18 protein-coding genes are annotated in these 19,211 nt (G+C 70.6%); 10 read left to right on the top strand and 8 right to left on the bottom strand.

Features of this window, described 5'->3' with window-relative positions; genetic code table 11:
- The first annotated feature begins 6 nt into the window (after positions 1-6).
- From ACWD5Q_RS18745 to ACWD5Q_RS18730, 4 genes are all read left to right on the top strand, one after another.
- Positions 7-888, top strand: a complete 882-nt coding sequence (locus tag ACWD5Q_RS18745; RefSeq protein WP_451428113.1) for a class II fructose-bisphosphate aldolase — start codon at positions 7-9, stop codon at positions 886-888.
- Positions 889-956: 68 nt separating this feature from the next.
- Positions 957-1,442 carry a site-specific integrase gene (locus ACWD5Q_RS18740; RefSeq protein WP_451428112.1) on the top strand — a complete coding sequence of 162 codons (486 nt, stop codon included), beginning with the start codon at positions 957-959 and terminating at the stop codon, positions 1,440-1,442.
- Positions 1,443-1,853: 411 nt separating this feature from the next.
- Positions 1,854-2,939, top strand: a complete 1,086-nt coding sequence (locus ACWD5Q_RS18735) for a hypothetical protein (RefSeq protein WP_451428111.1) — start codon at positions 1,854-1,856, stop codon at positions 2,937-2,939.
- Entirely contained in the window at positions 2,936-4,348 is a 1,413-nt protein-coding gene (locus ACWD5Q_RS18730; protein WP_451428110.1) for a hypothetical protein, read from the top strand. Before ACWD5Q_RS18735 ends, ACWD5Q_RS18730 begins: the two co-directional genes overlap by 4 nt.
- Before the next feature lie 949 nt (positions 4,349-5,297).
- Here ACWD5Q_RS18730 and ACWD5Q_RS18725 read toward each other — a convergent pair.
- From ACWD5Q_RS18725 to ACWD5Q_RS18715, 3 genes are all read right to left on the bottom strand, one after another.
- Entirely contained in the window at positions 5,298-5,534 is a 237-nt protein-coding gene (locus ACWD5Q_RS18725; RefSeq protein WP_451428109.1) for a hypothetical protein, read from the bottom strand.
- 211 nt (positions 5,535-5,745) lie between these two features.
- A complete protein-coding gene (locus ACWD5Q_RS18720) occupies positions 5,746-8,202 on the bottom strand; it encodes an FtsX-like permease family protein (protein ID WP_451428108.1) in 2,457 nt (818 codons plus the stop codon).
- Entirely contained in the window at positions 8,196-8,933 is a 738-nt protein-coding gene (locus tag ACWD5Q_RS18715) for an ABC transporter ATP-binding protein (protein ID WP_451428161.1), read from the bottom strand. The genes ACWD5Q_RS18720 and ACWD5Q_RS18715 overlap by 7 nt, the downstream gene beginning before the upstream one ends.
- A gap of 199 nt (positions 8,934-9,132) precedes the next feature.
- Here ACWD5Q_RS18715 and ACWD5Q_RS18710 point away from each other — a divergent pair, with 199 nt between their 5' ends.
- Positions 9,133-10,404 (top strand): sensor histidine kinase, encoded by a 1,272-nt coding sequence (locus tag ACWD5Q_RS18710; protein ID WP_451428160.1) that lies wholly within the window; start codon positions 9,133-9,135, stop codon positions 10,402-10,404.
- Positions 10,404-11,036, top strand: a complete 633-nt coding sequence (locus tag ACWD5Q_RS18705; RefSeq protein ID WP_345203355.1) for a response regulator transcription factor — start codon at positions 10,404-10,406, stop codon at positions 11,034-11,036. The genes ACWD5Q_RS18710 and ACWD5Q_RS18705 overlap by 1 nt, the downstream gene beginning before the upstream one ends.
- Positions 11,037-11,337: 301 nt before the next feature.
- On the opposite strand, the gene ACWD5Q_RS18700 is transcribed toward ACWD5Q_RS18705, so the two are convergent.
- On the bottom strand, positions 11,338-12,486 hold the full coding sequence (locus ACWD5Q_RS18700; RefSeq protein WP_451428107.1) for a methyltransferase: 1,149 nt from the start codon (positions 12,484-12,486) through the stop codon (positions 11,338-11,340).
- A gap of 130 nt (positions 12,487-12,616) precedes the next feature.
- Between ACWD5Q_RS18700 and ACWD5Q_RS18695 the strand changes: the two genes are divergently transcribed.
- Together ACWD5Q_RS18695 and ACWD5Q_RS18690 are read left to right on the top strand one after the other, a co-directional pair.
- On the top strand, positions 12,617-13,312 hold the full coding sequence (locus tag ACWD5Q_RS18695) for an alpha-ketoglutarate-dependent dioxygenase AlkB (protein ID WP_451428106.1): 696 nt from the start codon (positions 12,617-12,619) through the stop codon (positions 13,310-13,312).
- On the top strand, positions 13,309-14,553 hold the full coding sequence (locus tag ACWD5Q_RS18690) for an ROK family protein (protein WP_451428105.1): 1,245 nt from the start codon (positions 13,309-13,311) through the stop codon (positions 14,551-14,553). Before ACWD5Q_RS18695 ends, ACWD5Q_RS18690 begins: the two co-directional genes overlap by 4 nt.
- 221 nt (positions 14,554-14,774) lie before the next feature.
- On the opposite strand, the gene ACWD5Q_RS18685 is transcribed toward ACWD5Q_RS18690, so the two are convergent.
- A complete protein-coding gene (locus tag ACWD5Q_RS18685; protein WP_451428104.1) occupies positions 14,775-15,275 on the bottom strand; it encodes a YfbM family protein in 501 nt (166 codons plus the stop codon).
- Positions 15,276-15,752: 477 nt separating this feature from the next.
- Between ACWD5Q_RS18685 and ACWD5Q_RS18680 the strand changes: the two genes are divergently transcribed.
- Positions 15,753-16,040 (top strand): SHOCT domain-containing protein, encoded by a 288-nt coding sequence (locus tag ACWD5Q_RS18680; RefSeq protein ID WP_451428159.1) that lies wholly within the window; start codon positions 15,753-15,755, stop codon positions 16,038-16,040.
- Positions 16,041-16,100: 60 nt separating this feature from the next.
- Here ACWD5Q_RS18680 and ACWD5Q_RS18675 read toward each other — a convergent pair whose 3' ends face one another.
- Together ACWD5Q_RS18675 and ACWD5Q_RS18670 are read right to left on the bottom strand one after the other, a co-directional pair.
- A complete protein-coding gene (locus ACWD5Q_RS18675; protein WP_451428103.1) occupies positions 16,101-16,625 on the bottom strand; it encodes an ATP-binding protein in 525 nt (174 codons plus the stop codon).
- A gap of 240 nt (positions 16,626-16,865) precedes the next feature.
- On the bottom strand, positions 16,866-17,189 hold the full coding sequence (locus ACWD5Q_RS18670) for a hypothetical protein (protein WP_451428102.1): 324 nt from the start codon (positions 17,187-17,189) through the stop codon (positions 16,866-16,868).
- A 404-nt stretch (positions 17,190-17,593) separates the two neighbouring features.
- On the opposite strand from ACWD5Q_RS18670, the gene ACWD5Q_RS18665 reads away from it, so the two are divergent.
- Positions 17,594-18,718, top strand: coding sequence for a PLP-dependent cysteine synthase family protein (locus ACWD5Q_RS18665; protein WP_451428101.1), 1,125 nt, complete (start codon positions 17,594-17,596; stop codon positions 18,716-18,718).
- On the opposite strand, the gene ACWD5Q_RS18660 is transcribed toward ACWD5Q_RS18665, so the two are convergent.
- On the bottom strand, positions 18,686-19,204 hold the full coding sequence (locus tag ACWD5Q_RS18660) for an SRPBCC family protein (protein WP_451428100.1): 519 nt from the start codon (positions 19,202-19,204) through the stop codon (positions 18,686-18,688). The two genes, ACWD5Q_RS18665 and ACWD5Q_RS18660, sit on opposite strands and share 33 nt — an antisense overlap.
- Positions 19,205-19,211 lie beyond the last annotated feature (7 nt).

The raw sequence follows: 19,211 nt of genomic DNA, 5'->3' as shown, positions 1-19,211 counted from the left end.
GGAGTCATGCCCCTCGCAGCCACCGGTGAGCTGATCGCCGCTGCCGCCGCCGCGCGCCACGCCGTACCCGCGTTCAACGTCATCACCCTGGAGCACGTCGAGGCCGTCATCACAGGCGCGGAGCACGCGGGCGCCCCGGTCGTGCTCCAGGTCAGCGAGAACACGGTCAGGTTCCGCTACGGACGGCTGCTTCCCCTCGCCCGGGCCGCCGCCGAGGCCGCCGCGCGCGCCGCCGTGCCCGTCGCCCTCCACCTCGACCACATCCACAGCGACGGCCTGCTCCGGCAGGCGTCCGGTGCCGGGTTCAGCTCCGTGATGTACGACGCGGCCCGGCTGCCGTACGAGGAGAACCTCGCCGCCACCCGCGCCGCCGCCGACTGGGCGCATGCCCAAGGGCTCTGGATCGAGGCGGAGTTGGGGAAGGTCGGCGGCAAGAACGGCGAGCCCCCGCCGGACCCGCACGCCCCCGGCGCCCGGACCGATCCCCGGGAGGCCGCCGCGTTCGTGGCCGACTCCGGCGTCGACGCCCTCGCGGTCGCCGTCGGCAGTACGCACGCGATGACCACGCGCACGGCCGCGCTCGACCACGGTCTGCTCAAGCGGCTGAGTGCCGCGCTCGACGTACCCCTCGTCCTGCACGGCTCCTCCGGACTGCCGGACGAGGAGCTGACGGCGGCCGTCGCGGGCGGCATCGCGAAGGTCAACATAGGGACCGCGCTGAACATCGCGATGACCGGCGCGATCCGGGAGTACCTCGCCGCGCATCCCGAGGCGGCCGACTCACGCGGCTATCTCGGCGTGGGACGGGAGGCGATGGTCCGGACCGTGGCCCGTATGATCACCCTACTCCGGGTTGTCTCCGCAGAACGGTCGTGTCGCATTCATTGAAAACGGCAGGTGAGAAGCGCAGGAATGGGCTTTGTGCTGTGCCGTGTCTCTTACCTAGGTTCTGCCGGGTGTATCTGATCTTCTACTCAAGCAAGGGCTGGCGGACCTGGGGACTCGGCTCCAAGCCAGTGATTCCCGAGGGCATGCCTGTCCTCGTCGACGATGACCTGCTGTTCGAGGACGCGGGAGGACCGCGCGCCACGGTGGTGATCAATCGGTGGCTCCGTGAACTCCCGAGTGCCGGATGCCCGGCGCCGAAGTCGTGGGAGACCTACGCGCGGGTGCTGCGCGACTGGGCCTGCTTCTTGTCGGACCACGGCTGCGATGTGCTCGCCGGACGGCCACAGTTGAAGTCAGTGCTCAGTGCGTACGCTGCGCACCGGGCCAGCGGGCCGTTGAAGGTCCGTCTCGCGGCGTCGACGTGGAACCAGCACGTGAGCATCCTGTCCGGCTTCTACCAGTGGGCAGTTGGCGAGGGCTACGCGGTGGCGGAGCCGTTCACCTACCGGCAGGCACAGGTCGTGTTCGAGGATGTGGCCGGCCGCGACAGGTGAACCTGGCTCGCCGTCGGCGGCCGAAGCCGCACGTGTCGGTGAAGTACCTGGAGCCGGACTTCACCGATCTCTTCTTGAAGGGCCTGGCCGGGCTGACCCCTGACGGGGGTCCGGACCCGACCTACCGAGGCGCAGATTTCGGCACACCCGGTCGACCACACCGCTCGAACCGTACGGGGAGACCGAGTGGCTCGCCCTTCAGGACGCGGCCCGCAAGGAGATCGCAGTGGCCTGGACCACGCACCGGCGAGCTTGGAAGATCGCCGCTGAGGGTCAGGACCCGCGCCGGCACGGCTGGAGTCTGGAGAACCTCTACTGGTTCATTGCCGAGCACGGGCCGCTGCACGCACCGGAGTACGCCGGCTGCTCGGCTGGTCACCTCGTCACTGGGACTACCGCACCGGCCGGGGCATGCCGCACGGGGAGAGCGGCGGCGTCTCCCAAGTGCGCACAGCGCTGTTTCCCAGCACACCAACGGTGCTGGCCCACGTGCTGCTGTTCAGCACCTGCACCGGGATCGTGCCCGACGGCATCGCCGGGCTCGGCCTGAGCGACATCGACTGGGCAGGCGATGAGACCGTCCTGCTGGACTACCTCAAGGGCCGCACCGGACCGGAGAGCCTGACCCTGTCGAAGAAGGCCGTGAGGGTGCTGGAGCGCTGGCTGGAGCACTCCGCTCCCCTGCGCCGCTTCGCGCCCGTCCACCTGCGCAACGACCTCTGGGTCCGGTTCCAGGTCGGCGGCCGGAGCGGCTCGTGGATCAGCAATATCGCCGATCAGGCCACGCTGCAGCGGTGGGTCGGCAGCCGTGGGATCGTCGACGAGAGCGGTCGGACCCTCGACATCCACCGCCAGCGCATCCGCACCACCTTCGAAGCACGCAGGGAGAAGAGCGCCTGGTTCGGCAGTCGCCGGGCCACCATCGACCCCAACCACTCACCGCGCGTCGAGGGCGACCACTACCTTGCCGCGATCACCGCGGAGGAACGCGACGCCCGCGAGACGATCATCGAGTCAGCCCAGCGAGATCTCCTGCGCAAGGCCCAGCCACCCGTCGTGCTGTCGGCCGCCAGCGCCGCGGAGCTCGTCGACCACTTCCCGCAGATGGTCACGCGGCTGGGCCTGGAGAAAGACGACCTCGCCGAACTCGTCGGTGGGGAGCGCGACGTGTTCGTCGCTGCCTGTGGTGACCAGCTGTCGGGACTGCACGGTCCCAAGGGGCAGCCCTGTCCGGCACGGCCCTGGGTCTGCCTGCTCTGCCCGCTCGCGCTCTTCACCCCCGCTCACGGGGCGAACCTGCTGCGGCTGAAGGCCCACTTCTCCCGCCAGTGGCAGCAGATGACCGCCGACCACTTCATGGCCGTCTTCGGCCGCTACAGCCAGCGCATCGAGGAGATCCTCCGCGGCTTCGACCCGGCCGTCCTGCATGAGGCCGCACAGCGGGTCGCCGACACCGACGATGAACTGCCCCTGCTGACCGAGGAACGCACCAGATGACAGACATCCAACTGCCCGCCGTCGGCACCGCGCCGGCCTCCGTCTTCGTCGGCGCCGACCTGTGCTCCCTTGCCGGCTTCACCCTGCCCGACGGGCACTTTCCCCCACTCTTCGAGCAGGATCTGCGGAACTTCCGGCACGTCCTCGGCCTGCCCGCCTACCTCTCGGGATACCAGCGCGAACTCGACTTCCGCGGCATCCGAAACCCGCGCTGGCGCGTCCTCGCCAAGGAGTACATCGCGGCGCTCATGGCCCCGGACCATCCGGCTGTGAAGATCCTTCCGCAGGCCAACCGGACCGCGCTGGCGTTGCCGACCTGTCAAGGGCGCCTTCAGTACGTCACCGACTGGCTGAACTGGCTCACCGAGCAAGGCGTCACCCGGCTCGACCAGGTGACGGAACGGCACTGTCAGAGCTATTCGCAGCTGCGGAAGACCCGCTTCGACACGAAGAAGAACGTGCTCGTTGAGCAGAAGACCGGACACGCGCTCGCGCTCACGGCCGTCATCGGTCTCGCCCAGTACGGCGAGTTGTTCAGCACGGACCGCTACCTGCCGACGCTGCGGCCCTTCGGCGGTCGGAGCCCGGCGAAGGTGTCCGGCCGGAACAACGCCGGCGAGAACAAGACCCAGCCGGTCCCGGGCGATATCCTCCAGCCGCTGCTGAACGCTGCGCTGTTCTTCACCCAGTCTCTGGGCCCACGCATCCTCGCAGAGCGGGAGCGCGTCAACCGCCTGCAGTCGCCTGCCCCGCACCGGAAGCCGCAAGAGAACCGCAACAAGGCCATCGAACGCCTCCATCAGGTCCTCAAGCACCACCGTACGCATCGGATCCCTCTGTTCCTCGGACCACCGTCCAGCCCCGGGAGGAAGCGGTTGGGCATGCGTGGCCCAGAGGATCCGCTGCGGGTCGTCTCGCTGAAGGACATTGCTCGGCAAGCGGGCTACCGCACCTTCGACGCGCGATGGCTGCCAGCGATCAGGCCCGATCTGGAAGCCACCCTCGCGGACGTCGGAGTTCAGGAACCCTATGGCCGTGGGGCCGACCTGGTCGACCGCGCCGACGGGCAGGGTCCCGTGCCCTGGACCGAGCCGATTAGCGCCGTTGCGCTGAGGGACGCGGTCTACTTCACGAGAACCGCCACGATCATCGTGATCGCCGCGATCTCCGGCATGCGCACCTCAGAACTGTGCGAGCTCGCCGTCGGCTGCTGCCTCCCGCCCGCCGAACAGGCCCCCGGCCTGTTCCGCTACCGCCTCGCCAGCAACGTGATCAAGGGCAAGCCGCTCGGCGGCGAGGACGACCTCTGGATCATCTCGCGCGAGGCCTACGACGCCGCCCAGCTCGCCGAGCGCCTGCTGGGCCCCAAGGCCAGCGAGGTGACCTGCTGTTCCACACCGTCTCCCTGAAGAACCAGTACGAGGCCTTCCGCCGGTGGGTCAACGGGCCGCACGGCCGTCGGCTCGGCCTGGCCCCGATTCCTGAAGGCAACGTCAACGTGCGGATGCTCCGCCGGACGCTGGCCATGGAGATCGCCTACCGCCCCGGCGGACTGCTCGCGGGAAAATTGCAGCTCAAGCACATCTCCGTGCTGACCACCGAGGGCTACGCCTCTCGGCCAGGCGGAGCCCAGGCCCGCCTCCTGGCCGAGATCAACGAGCACGAGCAGCAGCACAAGGAGGATCTCCTCCTCGCTGAGTACCGCAACTACCAGCACGGTGTCATGCCGTCCGGACCAGGAGCCCGCAACCTCGTCGAGTTCTTCACCAGCGTCGACGGTGAACTCGGCACCGTCGACACAGCACCATCGGTATGGGGCAGCGACGAGGAGATCCGCGCCATGCTGTCCGCCCGCGCCAGAACCCTGCACCTCGGCACCGCGAACTACTGCTGGTTCACCGACCCGGGCAAGGCTCCGTCTCCAACTGGCCGGCACGCCAAAGGCCGACCGGCCTCTCGCCGGCCTCTGCGACTCCACCCGCTGCCCACAGGCCGCCCACCACCCCTGCCACAGGCCGGTCTGGGCCGAAACGCTCCGCACCAGCAGAGCCTTCATCGAGGGTCTGCCTCGCGCCCAGAAGACCGAACGCGCGCGACTCACCACAGCCGCCTCACGAGCGGAACGCGTGATCGTCGAGATCGACGCCGCCGCAAGCGCCGACACCCACCACGGAGAACGAATCTAATGGGCCGCATCACCGAAGAGGACCGCCTCACAACGAACGCGCCATCCGCGCAGCCATGGACCGGGTGCTGTCCGGACAGCTCCAACCGCACCAGCGTTGCGACCTCAAAACCCTCGCCCAAGAGGCGGGAGTCGCCCGGACCGGGTTCTACCCCAGAAAGAACGCAGACGGGTCAGCCCGCCCCGGCCCCTACCAGCACCTCGCCCGAGAGTTCCAGCGCCGCCTGGCCGCTCTGCAGCAGGCCGGAACCCTCGCTGACCCGCGCGCCGCTCAGGCCGAACGACTCAAGCATGAGGTCAAGAAACTGAGAGCGCGTCTCGCCCGCCAGGAGTCCGTGATCAACCAACTCACCGAGTTCAAACAGCGAGCGATCAGCCAACTTGCAGCGCAGTACGCCGAGATGGAGCACCTGCGGTCCACCTCCGATAGTCCCACGGCCACTATCTGCTCCCTGCCAACCCAGCATTGACAACGCTCGTTGAACGGACACCCGCCACTCCGAAGTAGGGCCGATCATGCTCACCGCTCCCCACACGCCTCAGCAGCGACGCTTGCTGGTGGGGGCGGAGGCCCGGTTGCTGGGGCACCGCGGCATCCGACAGGCCAGCGCCGGTCAGAGGTCACTCGCGTACGCCCGCCAGCTCCACCGCCCTGCGGCGCAGGGAGAGACCGGCCGGAGCGACCGCCGAGATCACGGCGAGCACCGCGCAGGCACCCAGGGCCCCCGCGAGCGTCGCCCACGGGATCTCGATGGACGTCCACACCGAGAGCAGGCCCAGCGCGCTCCACATGCCCACCAGGTTGAGCCCGGCGACCAGCGCTCCCAGCAGTCCGCCGACCATGACCACCATCAGCGCCTCGGCACCCACCAGCCGCAGCACCTGCCAACTGGTGGCGCCGGCCAGCCGCAGCACAGCCAGCTCGCGGACTCGGTCGGAGGTCGCCATGACCATCGTGTTGGCCAGTGAGATGCCGGTGTAGAGGAGGGCGATCCCGAGGACCAGGAAGAAGCCCATCCGGGTTGTCCGGTTGGTCTCGGGGTACGTCGCACGCACCCAGGCGTCCCTGGTGAGGACCTCCCCGCCCGACGTGCGCACCGCCTGACGCAGCCCGGCGGCCACTGCGTCCGCGTCGGCACCGTCCGCGAGGCGTACGTCGACCCGGTCGACGGGTGCCGCGGGGGCGTTGCGCGGGGTGACGTAGACGCCGTTGTTGCCGGTGCCGATGGTCATGACCGCGGCGATCTTCAGGGATTTCCTCGTGCCGTCACCGAGCCATACGTCCACCCGCTCGCCCACGGTGTGCTTCTCCCACTCCTCGTTGACGATGATCGAGTCGTCGTCCAGTTCGCTTACCTTCCCTGCGGCGAGCGGGAGACGGGCCGTTGCCGCGAGCGGTTCGGGCTCGACGGCCCTGGCATCGGACCTGATGAGCGCTACGCCGTCCTCCAGGACGTACACGGCGCTCGACGAACTCGCGGAGACCTCGGCACCGGACACGGCCCGAAGCCGCTGCAGCGTCGCCTCGTTGAAGTCGGCGTTGCCCGCCGGAGTGACCACGAAGTCGGCGGCCGTCTGCTCGCGTACCTCGGTGGCCTTCGCCTCGTTGAGGGTGGCGGTGGCGCCGAGCAGCGAGCCCGCCAGCGCGACCGTGACCAGCACGGGCGCCGCGACGGCGGCAGTGCGGCGGACCCCGGTGGCGGCGTTCTCCCGCACCAGCATCCCGCCGGCGCCCGGCAGTTGGGCCGGCAGCCAGGCGATCAGCCGGGCCAGTGGCCGCACCAGCACCGGCGAGAGCAGCGCGACCGCGGTGATCAGCAGCATCGGCCGGCTCACATAGGTCTTGCGCTGCAGCAGGTCGCCCGGGTTCGTCACCAGGGCCAGGGTCAGCGTCACCGCGGCGGTGATCAGCAGGGCCGCGCCGAACAGCCAGCGGCCCCAGGTCATCGGTCGAGTGTCAACGGACGCCTCGCGCAGTGCCTCGGTGGGACCGGTGCGCCCGGCCCGCCAGGACGCGGCCACCACGCCGCACAGGGCCACGAACAGGCCCGTCCAGAACGCCATGTGATAGGGCCAAGTGTAGTCGCCGATGATGAACCAGCGGGGCGCAAGGCTCTCGTTGACCGCCCACTCGGCGAGCTTCGGAGCCCCGTAGGAACCGAGAACACAGCCGGCGGCCGAGGCGAGCACACCGATCGCGAGCGCCTCGTAGACGACCATGCGGCGGATCTGGCCCGGGGTCGCCCCGGCGGTGCGCAGCAGCCCGAACTCGCGGCGCCGCTGGGCCACCGCGAACGCGAAGGTCGAGGCCACCACGAACACCGACACGAACCCGGTGACGCCGCCCGCCGTGCCGAACATGGCGTTCATCGCGGTGAGGGCCTCGCTGTCCCGGTCGGGGTCGGCGTCGGCATACCGGCGCGCGTTGCCGGTGAGGACCTGGACGCCCTCGCTGCCGCGCACAGCCTCGCGCACGGCCGCCGCATCGGCGTCGACCACGAGCTGGAGACTGCGCGGCGACAGTTCGGCGGCGCGGGCGTCGGTGTAGAACACAGCGTTCTCGAAGCCGAGCCCGGCCACGGTGCCGACGACGCGCACCGTGCCGCCGTCGGTTCGCACTCGGGTGCCCGGACGGGCCCAGTCACCGCTGACGACGACCTCGTCCGCGGCCTCGGGCGGGCGTCCCGCGTCGAGGTGGTACGGCGCGAAGGCCGCGGTGGACCAGGGGTGGCCCACCAGATCGGCTGGCCCGCTCTCGGCCCGCACGGCGAACGACCGGTCCTCGACGACGGTCCCGAGGTCCCGCAGCTTCGCGACCGCGTCGTCGGGCACGGCACGCGGCTGCGCGAGGTTCTGGGTGCGGTCGCCGATCGAGGTGGGCACCTCGAGGGTGTCCTGGCCCTTGACGACGACCGGCGCGGCGGCGAACCGCTCCGGCCCCCGGTCGGGAGCGTCCAGCGAGGACGCCAGGGCCAGCCCCATCACGGCGATCAGCGCCACGCCCAGGGAGAGGGCGACGAAACTGCCGACGAAGGTGACCCAGCGGGTACGCAGGGTGCGCAGCGTGGTGCTCAGCACGGCGCCGCCTCGAGCTTGGTCATGCGCGCCGCGATGTCCTCGGCGGAGGCGCCGATCAACTCACCGTTGACCCGGCCGTCGACGAGGAAGACGACGCGGTCGGCATAGGAAGCGGCGACGGGGTCGTGGGTGACCATGATGATCGTCTGGCCGTCCCGGTCGACCATGCCGCGCAGCAGGGTCAGCACCTCGCGGCTGGTCTGCGAGTCGAGCGCGCCGGTCGGCTCGTCGCCGAACAGCACTTCGGGGCGGGTGATCAGGGCGCGGGCCAGGGCAACTCGCTGCTGCTGGCCGCCGGACATCTCCGTCGGGCGGTGCCGCGACCGGTCGCCGAGTCCGACCTGTTCGAGCACCTCGCGCACCTGGGCCTTCTTCGGGCGGCGGCCGGCCAGCCGCAGCGGCAGGGCCACGTTCTGTTCGGCGGTCAGCGAGGGAAGCAGGTTGAAGGCCTGGAACACAAAGCCGATGCGCTCGCGGCGCAGCAGGGTCAGCTTGGTCTCGCTCAGGCCGGTCAGTTCGGTGTCGCCCACGGTGACTGAGCCCGACGTGGGCCGGTCCAGGCCTGCGGCGCACTGCAGCAGGGTCGACTTGCCGGACCCGGACGGGCCCATCACGACGGTGAAGGTCCCCCTAGGGAAGGCGAGCGATACTTCGTCGAGGGCGGTGACGAACGTGCCGCCCGAGCCGTACCGCCGGGTCACGGAGCGCAATCGGATCGCGTCGTTGCTCATATGTTCCCCCACCAGTACCTGCTCCTTGGCTCGTTGGTTCCTCCACGAAACCGCGGAAGCCCCGCGTGACGCAGTACGGCGCGAACGAGACTTGGGGTAGTGCCAGGCCTACCCCTGATACGCACCCTGGACCGATGGCACCGGACCGGTGGGGCCACTTACGGTCATGCACATGCACTCTCGGAACGTGTGGCAGGCCATGTCCCGGCCGGGCTTCCTGCTGTCGGCCTGGCCCTGGCGCGCCACCGCGTATCTGCTCACCGGCGCGATTGCCGGCACCGCCGCCCTGGTGGGGATCGTGACGGTGGCAGCGGTCTGCGGTGCGCTCGCTATCGTCTTGGTGGGGCTGCCGCTGCTCGTCGTGGTCGCCCTCAGCGGGATCCCAGTGGCCGGGGTGGAGCGACGCAGGCTGCGCCTGATCGACCGCAACCCGGTGTCCAGTCGGCACCAGGTGCCGGCCGCGCCGGGACTGTGGGCCTGGCTGACCACCCGGCTGCGCGAACAGGCGACCTGGCGGGAGCTCGGGTACGCGTTGCTGTTCGCCGGGCTGCTGTGGCCGGTCGATGCCCTGGCGATCACGGTCGTCCTGCTCTTCCCGCTGTCCATGGTCTCCACCCCGCTGCTGATGGCCACGGTCGGCGACGGCCACGAAGCGAAGGTGCTTAAGCAGTGGACGGTCACCACCTGGCCGACCGCCTTCGGCGTCGCCGTGCTGGGCCTGCTCCTGATGGTCCCGTGTGCTTACGTGCTCGGTGTCACAGCGGGCGCCCGCGCCGAGCTGGCCCGGCTGCTGATCGCCTCCCGCGAGGGCGAACTCGGCGCCAAGGTGGTCGAACTGGCCCGCTCCCGCGTCCGATTGGTCGAGGCCTTCGAGACCGAGCGGCGCCGTATCGAGCGCGATCTGCACGACGGCGCCCAACAGCGCCTCGTGGCTCTGACGATGGCCCTCGGGCTGGCCCGCCTCGACGCCCCTCCCGGCCCGCTCGCCGACCAGCTCACCAAGGCCCACGAGGAGGCGGGCAAGGCGCTCGCGGAACTGCGAGAGCTCATCCACGGCATCCACCCCAAGGTCCTCACGGACTACGGCCTTCAAGCCGCGGTCGCCGACGCCGCGGACCGCTGTGTGGTCCCCGTCGACATCGACCTCGAACTGCCGGGCCGGCCAACCCAGGCGGTCGAATCCGCTGCGTATTTCGTGGTCTGCGAGGCGCTGGCCAATGTCGCCAAACACAGCGGGGCCGACCGCGCGCAGGTGAGCGGCGGTCATCGCGACGGACGCCTGTTCCTCGAGGTGCGCGACGACGGCTGCGGCGGCGCGGACGCCTCGGCAGGCAGCGGCCTCACCGGTCTCGCGGACCGGGTATCGGTCCTGGATGGCAGACTTGCCCTGACTAGTCCGCCGGGTGGACCGACTCTGTTGCGTGTGGAGTTTCCTTGCGAGTTGACCAAGGCGGCCGATCACTCCGCGTAGTGCTGGCCGAAGACAGCGTGCTGCTGAGGGAAGGGCTCATCGGCCTGCTCAGCCGCTGCGGCCACGAGGTGGTGTCGGCCGTCGGGGACGCGCAGGCACTCGTCGCCGCGGTCGAGGAGCATGCCCCCGACATCGTGGTGACGGACGTACGCATGCCGCCCGGTTTCCAGGACGAGGGCCTGCACGCGGCAGTGCGGCTGCGCGCGAAGCGCCCCACACTGCCGGTCCTGGTCCTCAGCCAGTACGTGCAACGGACATACGCCGCAGAACTCCTGGACTCCGGCGACGGATCGGGTGTCGGCTATCTACTCAAGGACCGGGTGGGCCAGGTTGAGGAATTCGTGGAAGCGCTGCACAAGGTGGCGGACGGCGGGACGGTGGTCGACCCCGAGGTCGTGCGCCAATTGCTGCGCCGCCGCCGCGATCCGCTGGAGCAGCTCACCCCGCGCGAACGCGAGGTGCTTGCACTGATCGCCGAAGGCAAGTCCAACGGCGCGATCGCCAAGGAGCTGGTGGTTTCCGAAGCGGCGATCGGCAAGCACATCGGCAACATCCTCACCAAGCTAGACCTACCTCCGACGGACAAGACCCACCGCAGGGTCCTGGCCGTGCTCACTTACCTGCGGGCCTGACCCCGACCGGGCGCACCGTACGGCGTTCGTTGCGGCCTGCATGCCACGTCCGCTCTCGTGGATGGCGCGGACGGCCTCTCGGTCTGTGATCTCCATCACAAATCACGTGATGTGGAATCCGACACCGGACCCTTGGTCGACTGCGCGCAGACCGAGCCGTCCACCCCATCACTGAAGCGACACGCGAGATACGGGACAAGGAGTTCGCCACGACAAACCCCGACGGTGCCGCACCCACGCGTGAGTCCTCCTAGATCCGCAGCGACGGCTTCCCACCGCTGCGGGACCCGCGGATCCACCGCTACCGTTCCCTCTTGACGGCCCTCAGGACCACGAACTTCGCATCGCTCGCGACCACTTCACTGTTGCCGAACAGGCGGCGCAGCTTCAGGTGATAGCCCAGATGACGGTTGCCGATCACCCACAGCTCGCCGCCCGGCCGCAGGGCGCGCCGCGCCCCGGTGAACATGCGCCAGGCCGTGGCGTCCGTCATCGCCTGGTGGGAGTGGAACGGCGGGTTGTTGAGGACGAGGTCCACGCTCCCGGCGGGCACCCCGGACAGGCCGTCCCCCACCCGGAACTGGGCCGTCCCCTCCGCGTTGTCCCGGTACGTGGCCTCCGCCGAGGCCACCGCCTGGTACGACTCGTCGACGAACAGCACCTCCGCCCCAGGGGTGTTCAGCGAGGCCGTCACACCCACCACCCCGTTGCCGCAGCCGAGGTCCACGATGCGCTCGCCGCCCCGGCCGCGCGGCAGATGCCCGAGAAAGAACCGGGTGCCGATGTCGAGATGGCCGGCGCTGAAGACACCGGCGTGGTTGGTGACGGTCCGGCCCGACAGCGGGCCGATGCCGTCGGGGAGTCGATACCGGTACGGCCACGGGTTGGCGCCCGGCTCGAGCGCCGGGTCGGGGGTGCAGAAGATGAGCCGGGCCTTCTGCTCGGCGAGTGAGGTACGGGTCGGGCCGAGGATCCGCTCGAACAGCTTCAGGGTCGAGGTGTGGATCTCCTTGACCATCCCGGTGCCCACGACCACGGTGCCCTCGTGCACACCGGGCGCCAGCCGGTGCAGTTGGTCCTCCAGCAGCGCAAGGCTCTTCGGGACCCGCACGAGCAGGACGTCGATCCGGGGCGGCGGGGCGTCCCGCGTGGTCAGGAGCCGTACGGTGTCCGGGCCGACGCCGTTGCGGGCGAGATTCGCCCGGGTCGCCTCACGGGCCAGGAACGAGTCGCTGATCTGCGTCGGGCGGTGCGCCGCGAGCGCGGTGGTCAGCGCCCCCCACCGGTCGCCGACGACCACGACCGCACCGTCGAGCGGGGTACCGCTCGCCGCGAGGTGCCGCAGCAGATACGCGTCGGACGCGTCCCAGGCGCGCAGCCGGTCGCGGGGATCCTCGGGGAAACGGGTGAGCGCGTACGCGTCCCAGGGCGTGGTCATACGGTCGTTCATCGTGCGTCCAGGCTAGCCGAGGGGCAGCTCAGCCCCTCTCTCCGGCTGCTGCCGAGGGCGGCCGGGACCGCGGCCCGGCCCGCGCCCCGCGCGGCTCCGCGCGTCTGGCCGGATACGTGATGATGGGGCCATGGACGCCGAGCTGTTCCCGCGACGCCGCGCACAGATCGCACCTGGCGCCGTCCATGTGCCCGACTGGCTGGACGCGGACGGGCAGCACCGGCTGCTCGAAGCCTGCCGCGACTGGGCCCGGCCGCCCGCGGGACTGCGGACCGTGCGCACCCCCGGCGGCGGCATCATGACCTCCCGCCAGGTGTGCCTCGGCCTGCACTGGTATCCCTACGGCTACGCCCGCACGGCCGTCGACGGCGACGGCGCCCCCGTCAAGCCGCTCCCGCACTGGCTGGCGGCGCTGGCCCACGAGGCGGCCGAGGACGCCCTCGGCCCGGAGGCCGTGTCCCCGGAGCCGGAGCCCTACGACATCGCCCTGATCAACTACTACGACGCGGACGCCCGCATGGGCATGCACCGCGACAGCGACGAGAAGTCCGGCGCCCCCGTGGTGTCGCTGAGCCTCGGCGACACCTGCGTCTTCCGCTTCGGCAACACAGAGACCAGAGCGCGCCCCTACACGGACGTGGAGCTGCGCAGCGGAGACCTGTTCGCCTTCGGCGGCCCCGCGCGGCTCGCGTACCACGGAGTGCCGCGGGTGCGTCCGGGGACGGCGCCGCCTTCGCTCGGGCTCACGGGCCGGCTGAACATCACGCTGAGGGTCGGCGGCTTCCGGTCGGACCCGGAGCGGATCATGGGAGACTCGCCCTCATGACTGGCAAGGCGGCCCCCCGGACGGCGGGGGAAGCGAACACGCGGACGCGACTGGACCGGGGACGCGGCGCGCTCGGCCCCGCACTGGAGCTGGTGCACACCGGACGTGCGCCGACGCGTGCCGTGCTCACCGCGGAGCTGGGCGTCACCCGGGCCACCGCCGGAGCCGTGGCCGCCGAACTGGAGGCCCTGGGCCTGATCCGGGTCGACGCACATCCCGGCGCCGCCGCCGGTGCACAGGGCCGGCCCTCGCACCGGCTCGAGGTCGCCGAGGACGGGCCCGTGGCACTCGCCGCCCAGGTGCACGCGGACGGCTTCCGGGCCGCGCTCGTCGGGCTCGGCGGCCGGATCGTCGCGACCGCGCCCGGCTGCGAGACCGTCGACGCCGACCCCGCGAAGGTACTCGGCTCGGTGGTCGAGGCGGGCGCCGAGCTGCTGCGTGAGACCGGCCTGCGTTGCGTGGGCGCGGGGCTCGCCGTGCCGTCCGCGGTCGCCGAACCCGAGGGCCTCGCGCTCAACCCGCTCCATCTGGCGTGGCCGGCGGGCGCGCCGGTGCGGGAGATCTTCGCCGAGCAGGTGCGCGCCGTGGGCATCGCCGGGCCCGCCTTCGCCGCCAACGACATCAACCTCGCCGCGCTCGCCGAACACCGGCACGGCGCGGGACGCGGCTCCCGGGACCTGCTGTGTGTGGCCACCGGTCACCGGGGCGTAGGCGGTGCGCTGGTGCTCGACGGGCGGCTGCACACCGGAAGTTCGGGGCTCGCGCTGGAGGTGGGGCACCTCACCGTCAACCCCGAGGGCCGCCCCTGCCACTGCGGCAGCCGCGGCTGTCTGGACGTGGAGGCGGACCCGCTGGCCTTCCTGACGGCCGCCGGCCGCGACGCGGGCCCCGCGGTGTCGCAGCTCCAACAGGCCGACGATCTGATCCGTGACGGCTATCCCGCCGACCCGGCCGTGCGCACCGCCGTCGAGGTCCTGATCGACCGACTGGGCCTCGGCCTCGCCGGGCTGGTCAACATCCTCAACCCGGACCGGATCATCCTCGGCGGACTGCACCGCACGCTCCTCGACGCCGACCCCGAGCGGCTGCGCGCTGTCGTCGCCGACCGCAGCCTGTGGGGCCGTAGCGGCGGCGTCCCCATCCTCGCGTGCACGCTCGACCACAACAGTCTGGTGGGGGCGGCCGAGCTGGCCTGGCAGCCGGTCCTCGACGACCCGCCCGCGGCACTGGCCGGGATGTAGCCCTGTAGTACTGGAGCTACGGATCAGAGGGTTGCGGCCGTGGCCACGCACCACGGCCGCACCGCAAGCGCACCGGATCCAGCGGGGAACAGCGAGGAATCACGGTGAAAGCAGCCGACCCCGGTAAGGCTGCACCCCGGCCGTCCGCCCAGGTCAGCGCCCAAACCGTCCCCGAATGATCGCAGCTTCCCAAGCTGAGGTTCCGCTGCCGTCCTGGCCCATCAGTCCAGCCAGACGAGCATCGCGTCGCCCGCCGTGGCAGCGGCCTCGAAGAACCGGGCGAGGCCGTCGTACCAGTGACGACCCCACTCCAGTGCGCCGGGCTCGCTCCATCCGAGGGGGTACACCTCGGCACTGGCCAGTTCAGCGGGATCCACCCCGTTGATGAGCTGGGTATAGGTGGTGGCCCGTAGGGCTTCCGCCGCGAGCCGGACCCGCTCAGGCCGCAGGTACCTCGGAGGCCCGTACCCCCAATCCTCATCCTCAGCGAACGACTCTTCACCGTGGATCACGTTCACCGGGAACTCGACGCGCGCCAGCAGGAAGCGGAGCATGTCCCAGGTCTTGTACGTGCTGAAGTGACGCGCTTCGGCCGGCGCATGCTCAGACTCCTCCTCGGCGTCCTGAACCTCTTCAGCCAAGACCAACGCCCAGTCGGGATCTTGTATCGCTCGATCAAGCTCAGCAGCCGTGACACGCAGGTACTCTCCGATCATGCTCATGCCCGGAGACTAGGTGAGGCCACTGACAACGATCGCGGCGCCCGCACGACCAACTCCAGGACGTGGCACAGCCGCTTGACCGGGTAGGTCTCGCAGTGATCCTCAATGACCTGGAAGCGGCCTACCAGGCCATCTCCGAGGCGAAAAACTTCGTCGCCTTGCGCGGATGTCCCGTTCGATGGACAGCGTCGCGTTCTCCTCGCGTACGGCCTTCAGCTGCCCACGCAACGCTTCGACCCCTGCCACTCTCGTGCCAGGACGGACGGGGCTCACGGGGAACCAAGGTCTACAGGGGTGAATCCCGTCGGGCTCCGCCCAACCGGGGAGATCCGCAGGTCACACACCTGAAGGACGGACGTTCCCGTGCCTGTACTTCCGAGGGGGTACGCGCACTGCCGCCGGCCGTACGACGACCTGGCACCCGTCCCGGCGCGAGCCTTGAGTCATCACCGAGAACCCACCGAGGAGATGACCGAGATGCAGACCCTGGCTCATGGCGACGGCGGTCCCGGCCCCTGGATCCTGTTCGTTCCGCTGATCTGGGCGGCCGTGGTGTTCGGCGTCGTGACCGTCGTCCGCCGCACCGCCCGGCGCGGCCGCGGTGCCCCGTGGCGCGGGTTGGACAGCCGTCCGACGGGCGACTCACCGATCGCCGTGCTCGGCCGCCGTTTCGCCTCCGGCGAGATCGACGAGGACGAGTACTGGCGCCGACTCTCCGTCCTGGACGAGCAGTTCGGCCGCGCGGGCAAGGGGGTCGCGGCCTGAGTGCTGCGGTCGCCGGTCGCCGGGCGGGACCTCCGCTACGGGACAGGGGTCACCGCCCGGTCAGCCGGCAACGGCGGACCGGGCGGGAGCGTGTCGCGTCCTGCGCTCGTCGACCGCGAGCGCGCGGGGTGGAGCCTCGAGGGCCTTCTCGTACGGTGCGAGGCCGGGGACCGGGGCGGCCGGCGCCGGGGACGGCGCGGGGAGCGCGAACCAGACGACCTTGCCCGAGTCGCCGTCCGGGCGTACGCCCCAGCTGTCGGCGATCGCGGCGACGAGCGCCAGGCCGCGTCCGCTGGTGGCGGTGGGATCCGGCTCGCGCAGCTCCGGCAGGCGCGGGTCGTGGTCGTGCACCGAGACGGTGAGCCGGTCGAGCAGCAGTTCCATCTCCACGGTGCACGTCTTGTCGGGCTGCACGTGCAGGTGGACGTTGGTCAGCAGCTCCGTCACACCCAGGGACGCCCGGTCTATCAAGGGATCGAGGTGCCAGTAGCGCAACTGCGCCGATACGATTCTGCGGACCTGGCCGATCCGCGACGGCAGGGCTTGGAGCTCCACCGTGCAGTGCCTGCTTGGCTGGCTGATCACGGCTGCGACTCCCCGAATTGAGGTCCGGAAGAAGACGGAGATCGGATCCAGCAGGAGGGCTGGGTGTACCCGCCGCCTGCTGTGCGGCTGAGTACTCCGGCCGCTTGCTGCGGTACGGCTTCGTACGGGGCCGCCCGCTGTTGTACCGGCGGCTGGTTCTTCAGCGTGATCGCCGGTAAACCCAGAGTGATGTGAGACCAGCGTGACCCAAGGGGTGACGTACCGCAACTCGCGCTCCGCTCAGCCGCCCCGCCCGGCCGCCCGACGCACTGCCTCGATGAACCGCCGCGCCGACGGCGGCCCCGGCTGCCCCGGAGGGGGGTCGTCGGTGCCGAGCGTCAGCGAATAGCGGGTGCCGTTGAGGTCCGCCAAGGCACGGTCCTCCGGTGCGAACCAGGGCTTCGACGCCCGCACCGTCTGCACCGGCGCGCTGTCGATCTCGCTGCCGTAACTGGTCAGCAGACGCAGCCGGCCGTCACTGATCCGGACCTCCCCGGCCCGGGTGAGCGACCGCAGTCTCTTCCCGATCCGCACACCCGTGGCCGTGAACTCCGGCTCCGCCATGATGCCCCGCCCCCTCGCGCGTTCGCCTGTGTCCGTACCGGATCCTGTCCGGATCCCGCGCGGCGCGCGATCCGGATGGCGCTGATCGAGTCCGGTCATGACCGAGTAACCGATTCCGCGCAGGCCGATGTCCCGGTGACGCCAGGCTGCACCGACCGGCGTTCCTCGTCGTGCAGTCTGCCCGCACCCGGCGCCTCGCACCAGTGCACAATGCGGGGCGCACCGGGCAACCGGCGCACTCGCGCGGATGCGCCCCCACCGTCTTCCGTCGCTGCGCAAGGGACGCCTTTGAGCTGCTCAAAGATGCGTTTATGCAGGTGAGAAGCCGTGTGAAAGGTGTTTATGATGCGGGGCGTCCGAGCGTGTGAACCCGGCCTCGGAACACCCCGCTAAGGAGCCCCGCCGTGAGCACCTCCCAGATCACCCGCCCCGGCGAGACGCTCGACGTCGACCGCAGTGACGCCGAGTACCGCACGTGGCTCAAGGAGGCCGTCCGCAAGGTGCAGGCCGATGCCAACCGCTCGGCCGACACGCACCTGCTGCGCTTTCCGCTGCCCGAGCGCTGGGGCATCGACCTGTATCTGAAGGACGAGTCGACCCACCCCACCGGAAGCCTCAAGCACCGCCTCGCCCGCTCGCTGTTCCTGTACGGACTGTGCAACGGCTGGATCCGTCCGGGGCGCCCGGTGATCGAGGCGTCCAGCGGTTCGACGGCCGTCTCCGAGGCGTACTTCGCGGGGCTCATCGGCGTGCCCTTCATCGCGGTCATGCCCCGTACGACGAGCGCCGAGAAGTGCCGGCTCATCGAGTTCCACGGCGGGCAGTGCCACTTCGTGGACGACCCCCGGAAGATGTACGAGGCATCGGCCGCCCTCGCGGCGGAGACCGGCGGCCACTACATGGACCAGTTCACCTACGCGGAACGGGCCACCGACTGGCGCGGCAACAACAACATCGCCGAATCCATCTTCCGTCAGCTGGAACTGGAGCGGTTCCCGGAGCCCGCGTGGATCGTCGCCACGGCCGGCACCGGCGGCACCTCGGCGACCCTCGCGCGGTACGTGCACTACATGGGATACGACACCCGTATCTGCGTCGCCGATCCGGAGAACTCGTGTTTCTTCGCGGGGTGGACCACAGGCGATCCGGACGTCACCTGTGAGAGCGGCTCACGGATCGAGGGCATCGGCCGGCCCCGGATGGAACCCAGCTTCGTACCCGGCGCCATCGACCGGATGATGAAGGTCCCGGACGCCGCCGCCGTCGCCGCGGTACGGGCGCTGGAGGGGGCCATCGGCCGCAGGGCGGGCGGCTCGACCGGCACCGGGCTGTGGAGCGCGCTGAAGATCGTCGCGGAGATGGTGGCGGAGGAGCGCACGGGCAGTGTGGTGTCCCTGCTGTGTGACCCGGGCGACCGCTACCTCGACAAGTACTACTCGGACGAATGGCTCGCCAAGCAGCGGCTCGACATCGCGCCGTACTCGGCGGCGGTCACCTCACTTCTGGCGACCGGGGTGTGGCCGAGCTGATCCCGGCCCCGCGCCCTCGGCCGCCGGCCACCGCTCCGGGGCCGTCATCGCGCCCCGGAACGCGCGGCCGAGACCCCCGCGTCCCCGCTTGACCAGAAACAGGAGAACGTCCGAGCCGTCGGCCGCGAAGGTCCGCTGCACACGGGTGCCCGTGCCCGCCGGCGTCAGCCGCCACTCCTCCAGGAGCGCGCGGATCCCGGGCGCGTTGGTCTCGTCGACCCGGTACGCGTACACCTCGTGCGGCACGGTCGCGACGACCGTCTCCCGGAAGCGGGTGCCGCCCAGGAGGCGCACCTCGCGCCCGGCGACCCCGCCGACCGGGCGGGCCGAGGTCACCGCGGTGAACCACTCGCTCCAGCCGGGGACGTCCTCCACGAGGGCCCGGAAGACCCGCTCCTGGGACGCCACGACCTCCCGGGAGAACACCAGCCGCACGGGAGCGGTCCGCGTGAAGTCGAGCTCCACCGGGCGCAGACGGCGTGCCATGGACGAC

Source organism: Streptomyces sp. NPDC002513 (genome assembly GCF_053595355.1).
The sequence above is the reverse complement of the archived record's forward strand: the minus strand, read 5'-3'. Positions and strand labels throughout refer to the sequence as shown.

Coding starts and splice junctions, on each gene's coding strand:
- ACWD5Q_RS18680 (WP_451428159.1), top strand. CDS start 15,753: ATGCAGACCCTGGCTCATGGCGACGGCGGTCCCGGCCCCTGGATCCTG.
- ACWD5Q_RS18715 (WP_451428161.1), bottom strand. CDS start 8,933: ATGAGCAACGACGCGATCCGATTGCGCTCCGTGACCCGGCGGTACGGC.
- ACWD5Q_RS18695 (WP_451428106.1), top strand. CDS start 12,617: ATGGACGCCGAGCTGTTCCCGCGACGCCGCGCACAGATCGCACCTGGC.
- ACWD5Q_RS18710 (WP_451428160.1), top strand. CDS start 9,133: ATGTCCCGGCCGGGCTTCCTGCTGTCGGCCTGGCCCTGGCGCGCCACC.
- ACWD5Q_RS18685 (WP_451428104.1), bottom strand. CDS start 15,275: ATGAGCATGATCGGAGAGTACCTGCGTGTCACGGCTGCTGAGCTTGAT.
- ACWD5Q_RS18735 (WP_451428111.1), top strand. CDS start 1,854: ATGCCGCACGGGGAGAGCGGCGGCGTCTCCCAAGTGCGCACAGCGCTG.
- ACWD5Q_RS18670 (WP_451428102.1), bottom strand. CDS start 17,189: ATGGCGGAGCCGGAGTTCACGGCCACGGGTGTGCGGATCGGGAAGAGA.
- ACWD5Q_RS18730 (WP_451428110.1), top strand. CDS start 2,936: ATGACAGACATCCAACTGCCCGCCGTCGGCACCGCGCCGGCCTCCGTC.
- ACWD5Q_RS18690 (WP_451428105.1), top strand. CDS start 13,309: ATGACTGGCAAGGCGGCCCCCCGGACGGCGGGGGAAGCGAACACGCGG.
- ACWD5Q_RS18745 (WP_451428113.1), top strand. CDS start 7: ATGCCCCTCGCAGCCACCGGTGAGCTGATCGCCGCTGCCGCCGCCGCG.
- ACWD5Q_RS18700 (WP_451428107.1), bottom strand. CDS start 12,486: ATGAACGACCGTATGACCACGCCCTGGGACGCGTACGCGCTCACCCGT.
- ACWD5Q_RS18660 (WP_451428100.1), bottom strand. CDS start 19,204: ATGGCACGCCGTCTGCGCCCGGTGGAGCTCGACTTCACGCGGACCGCT.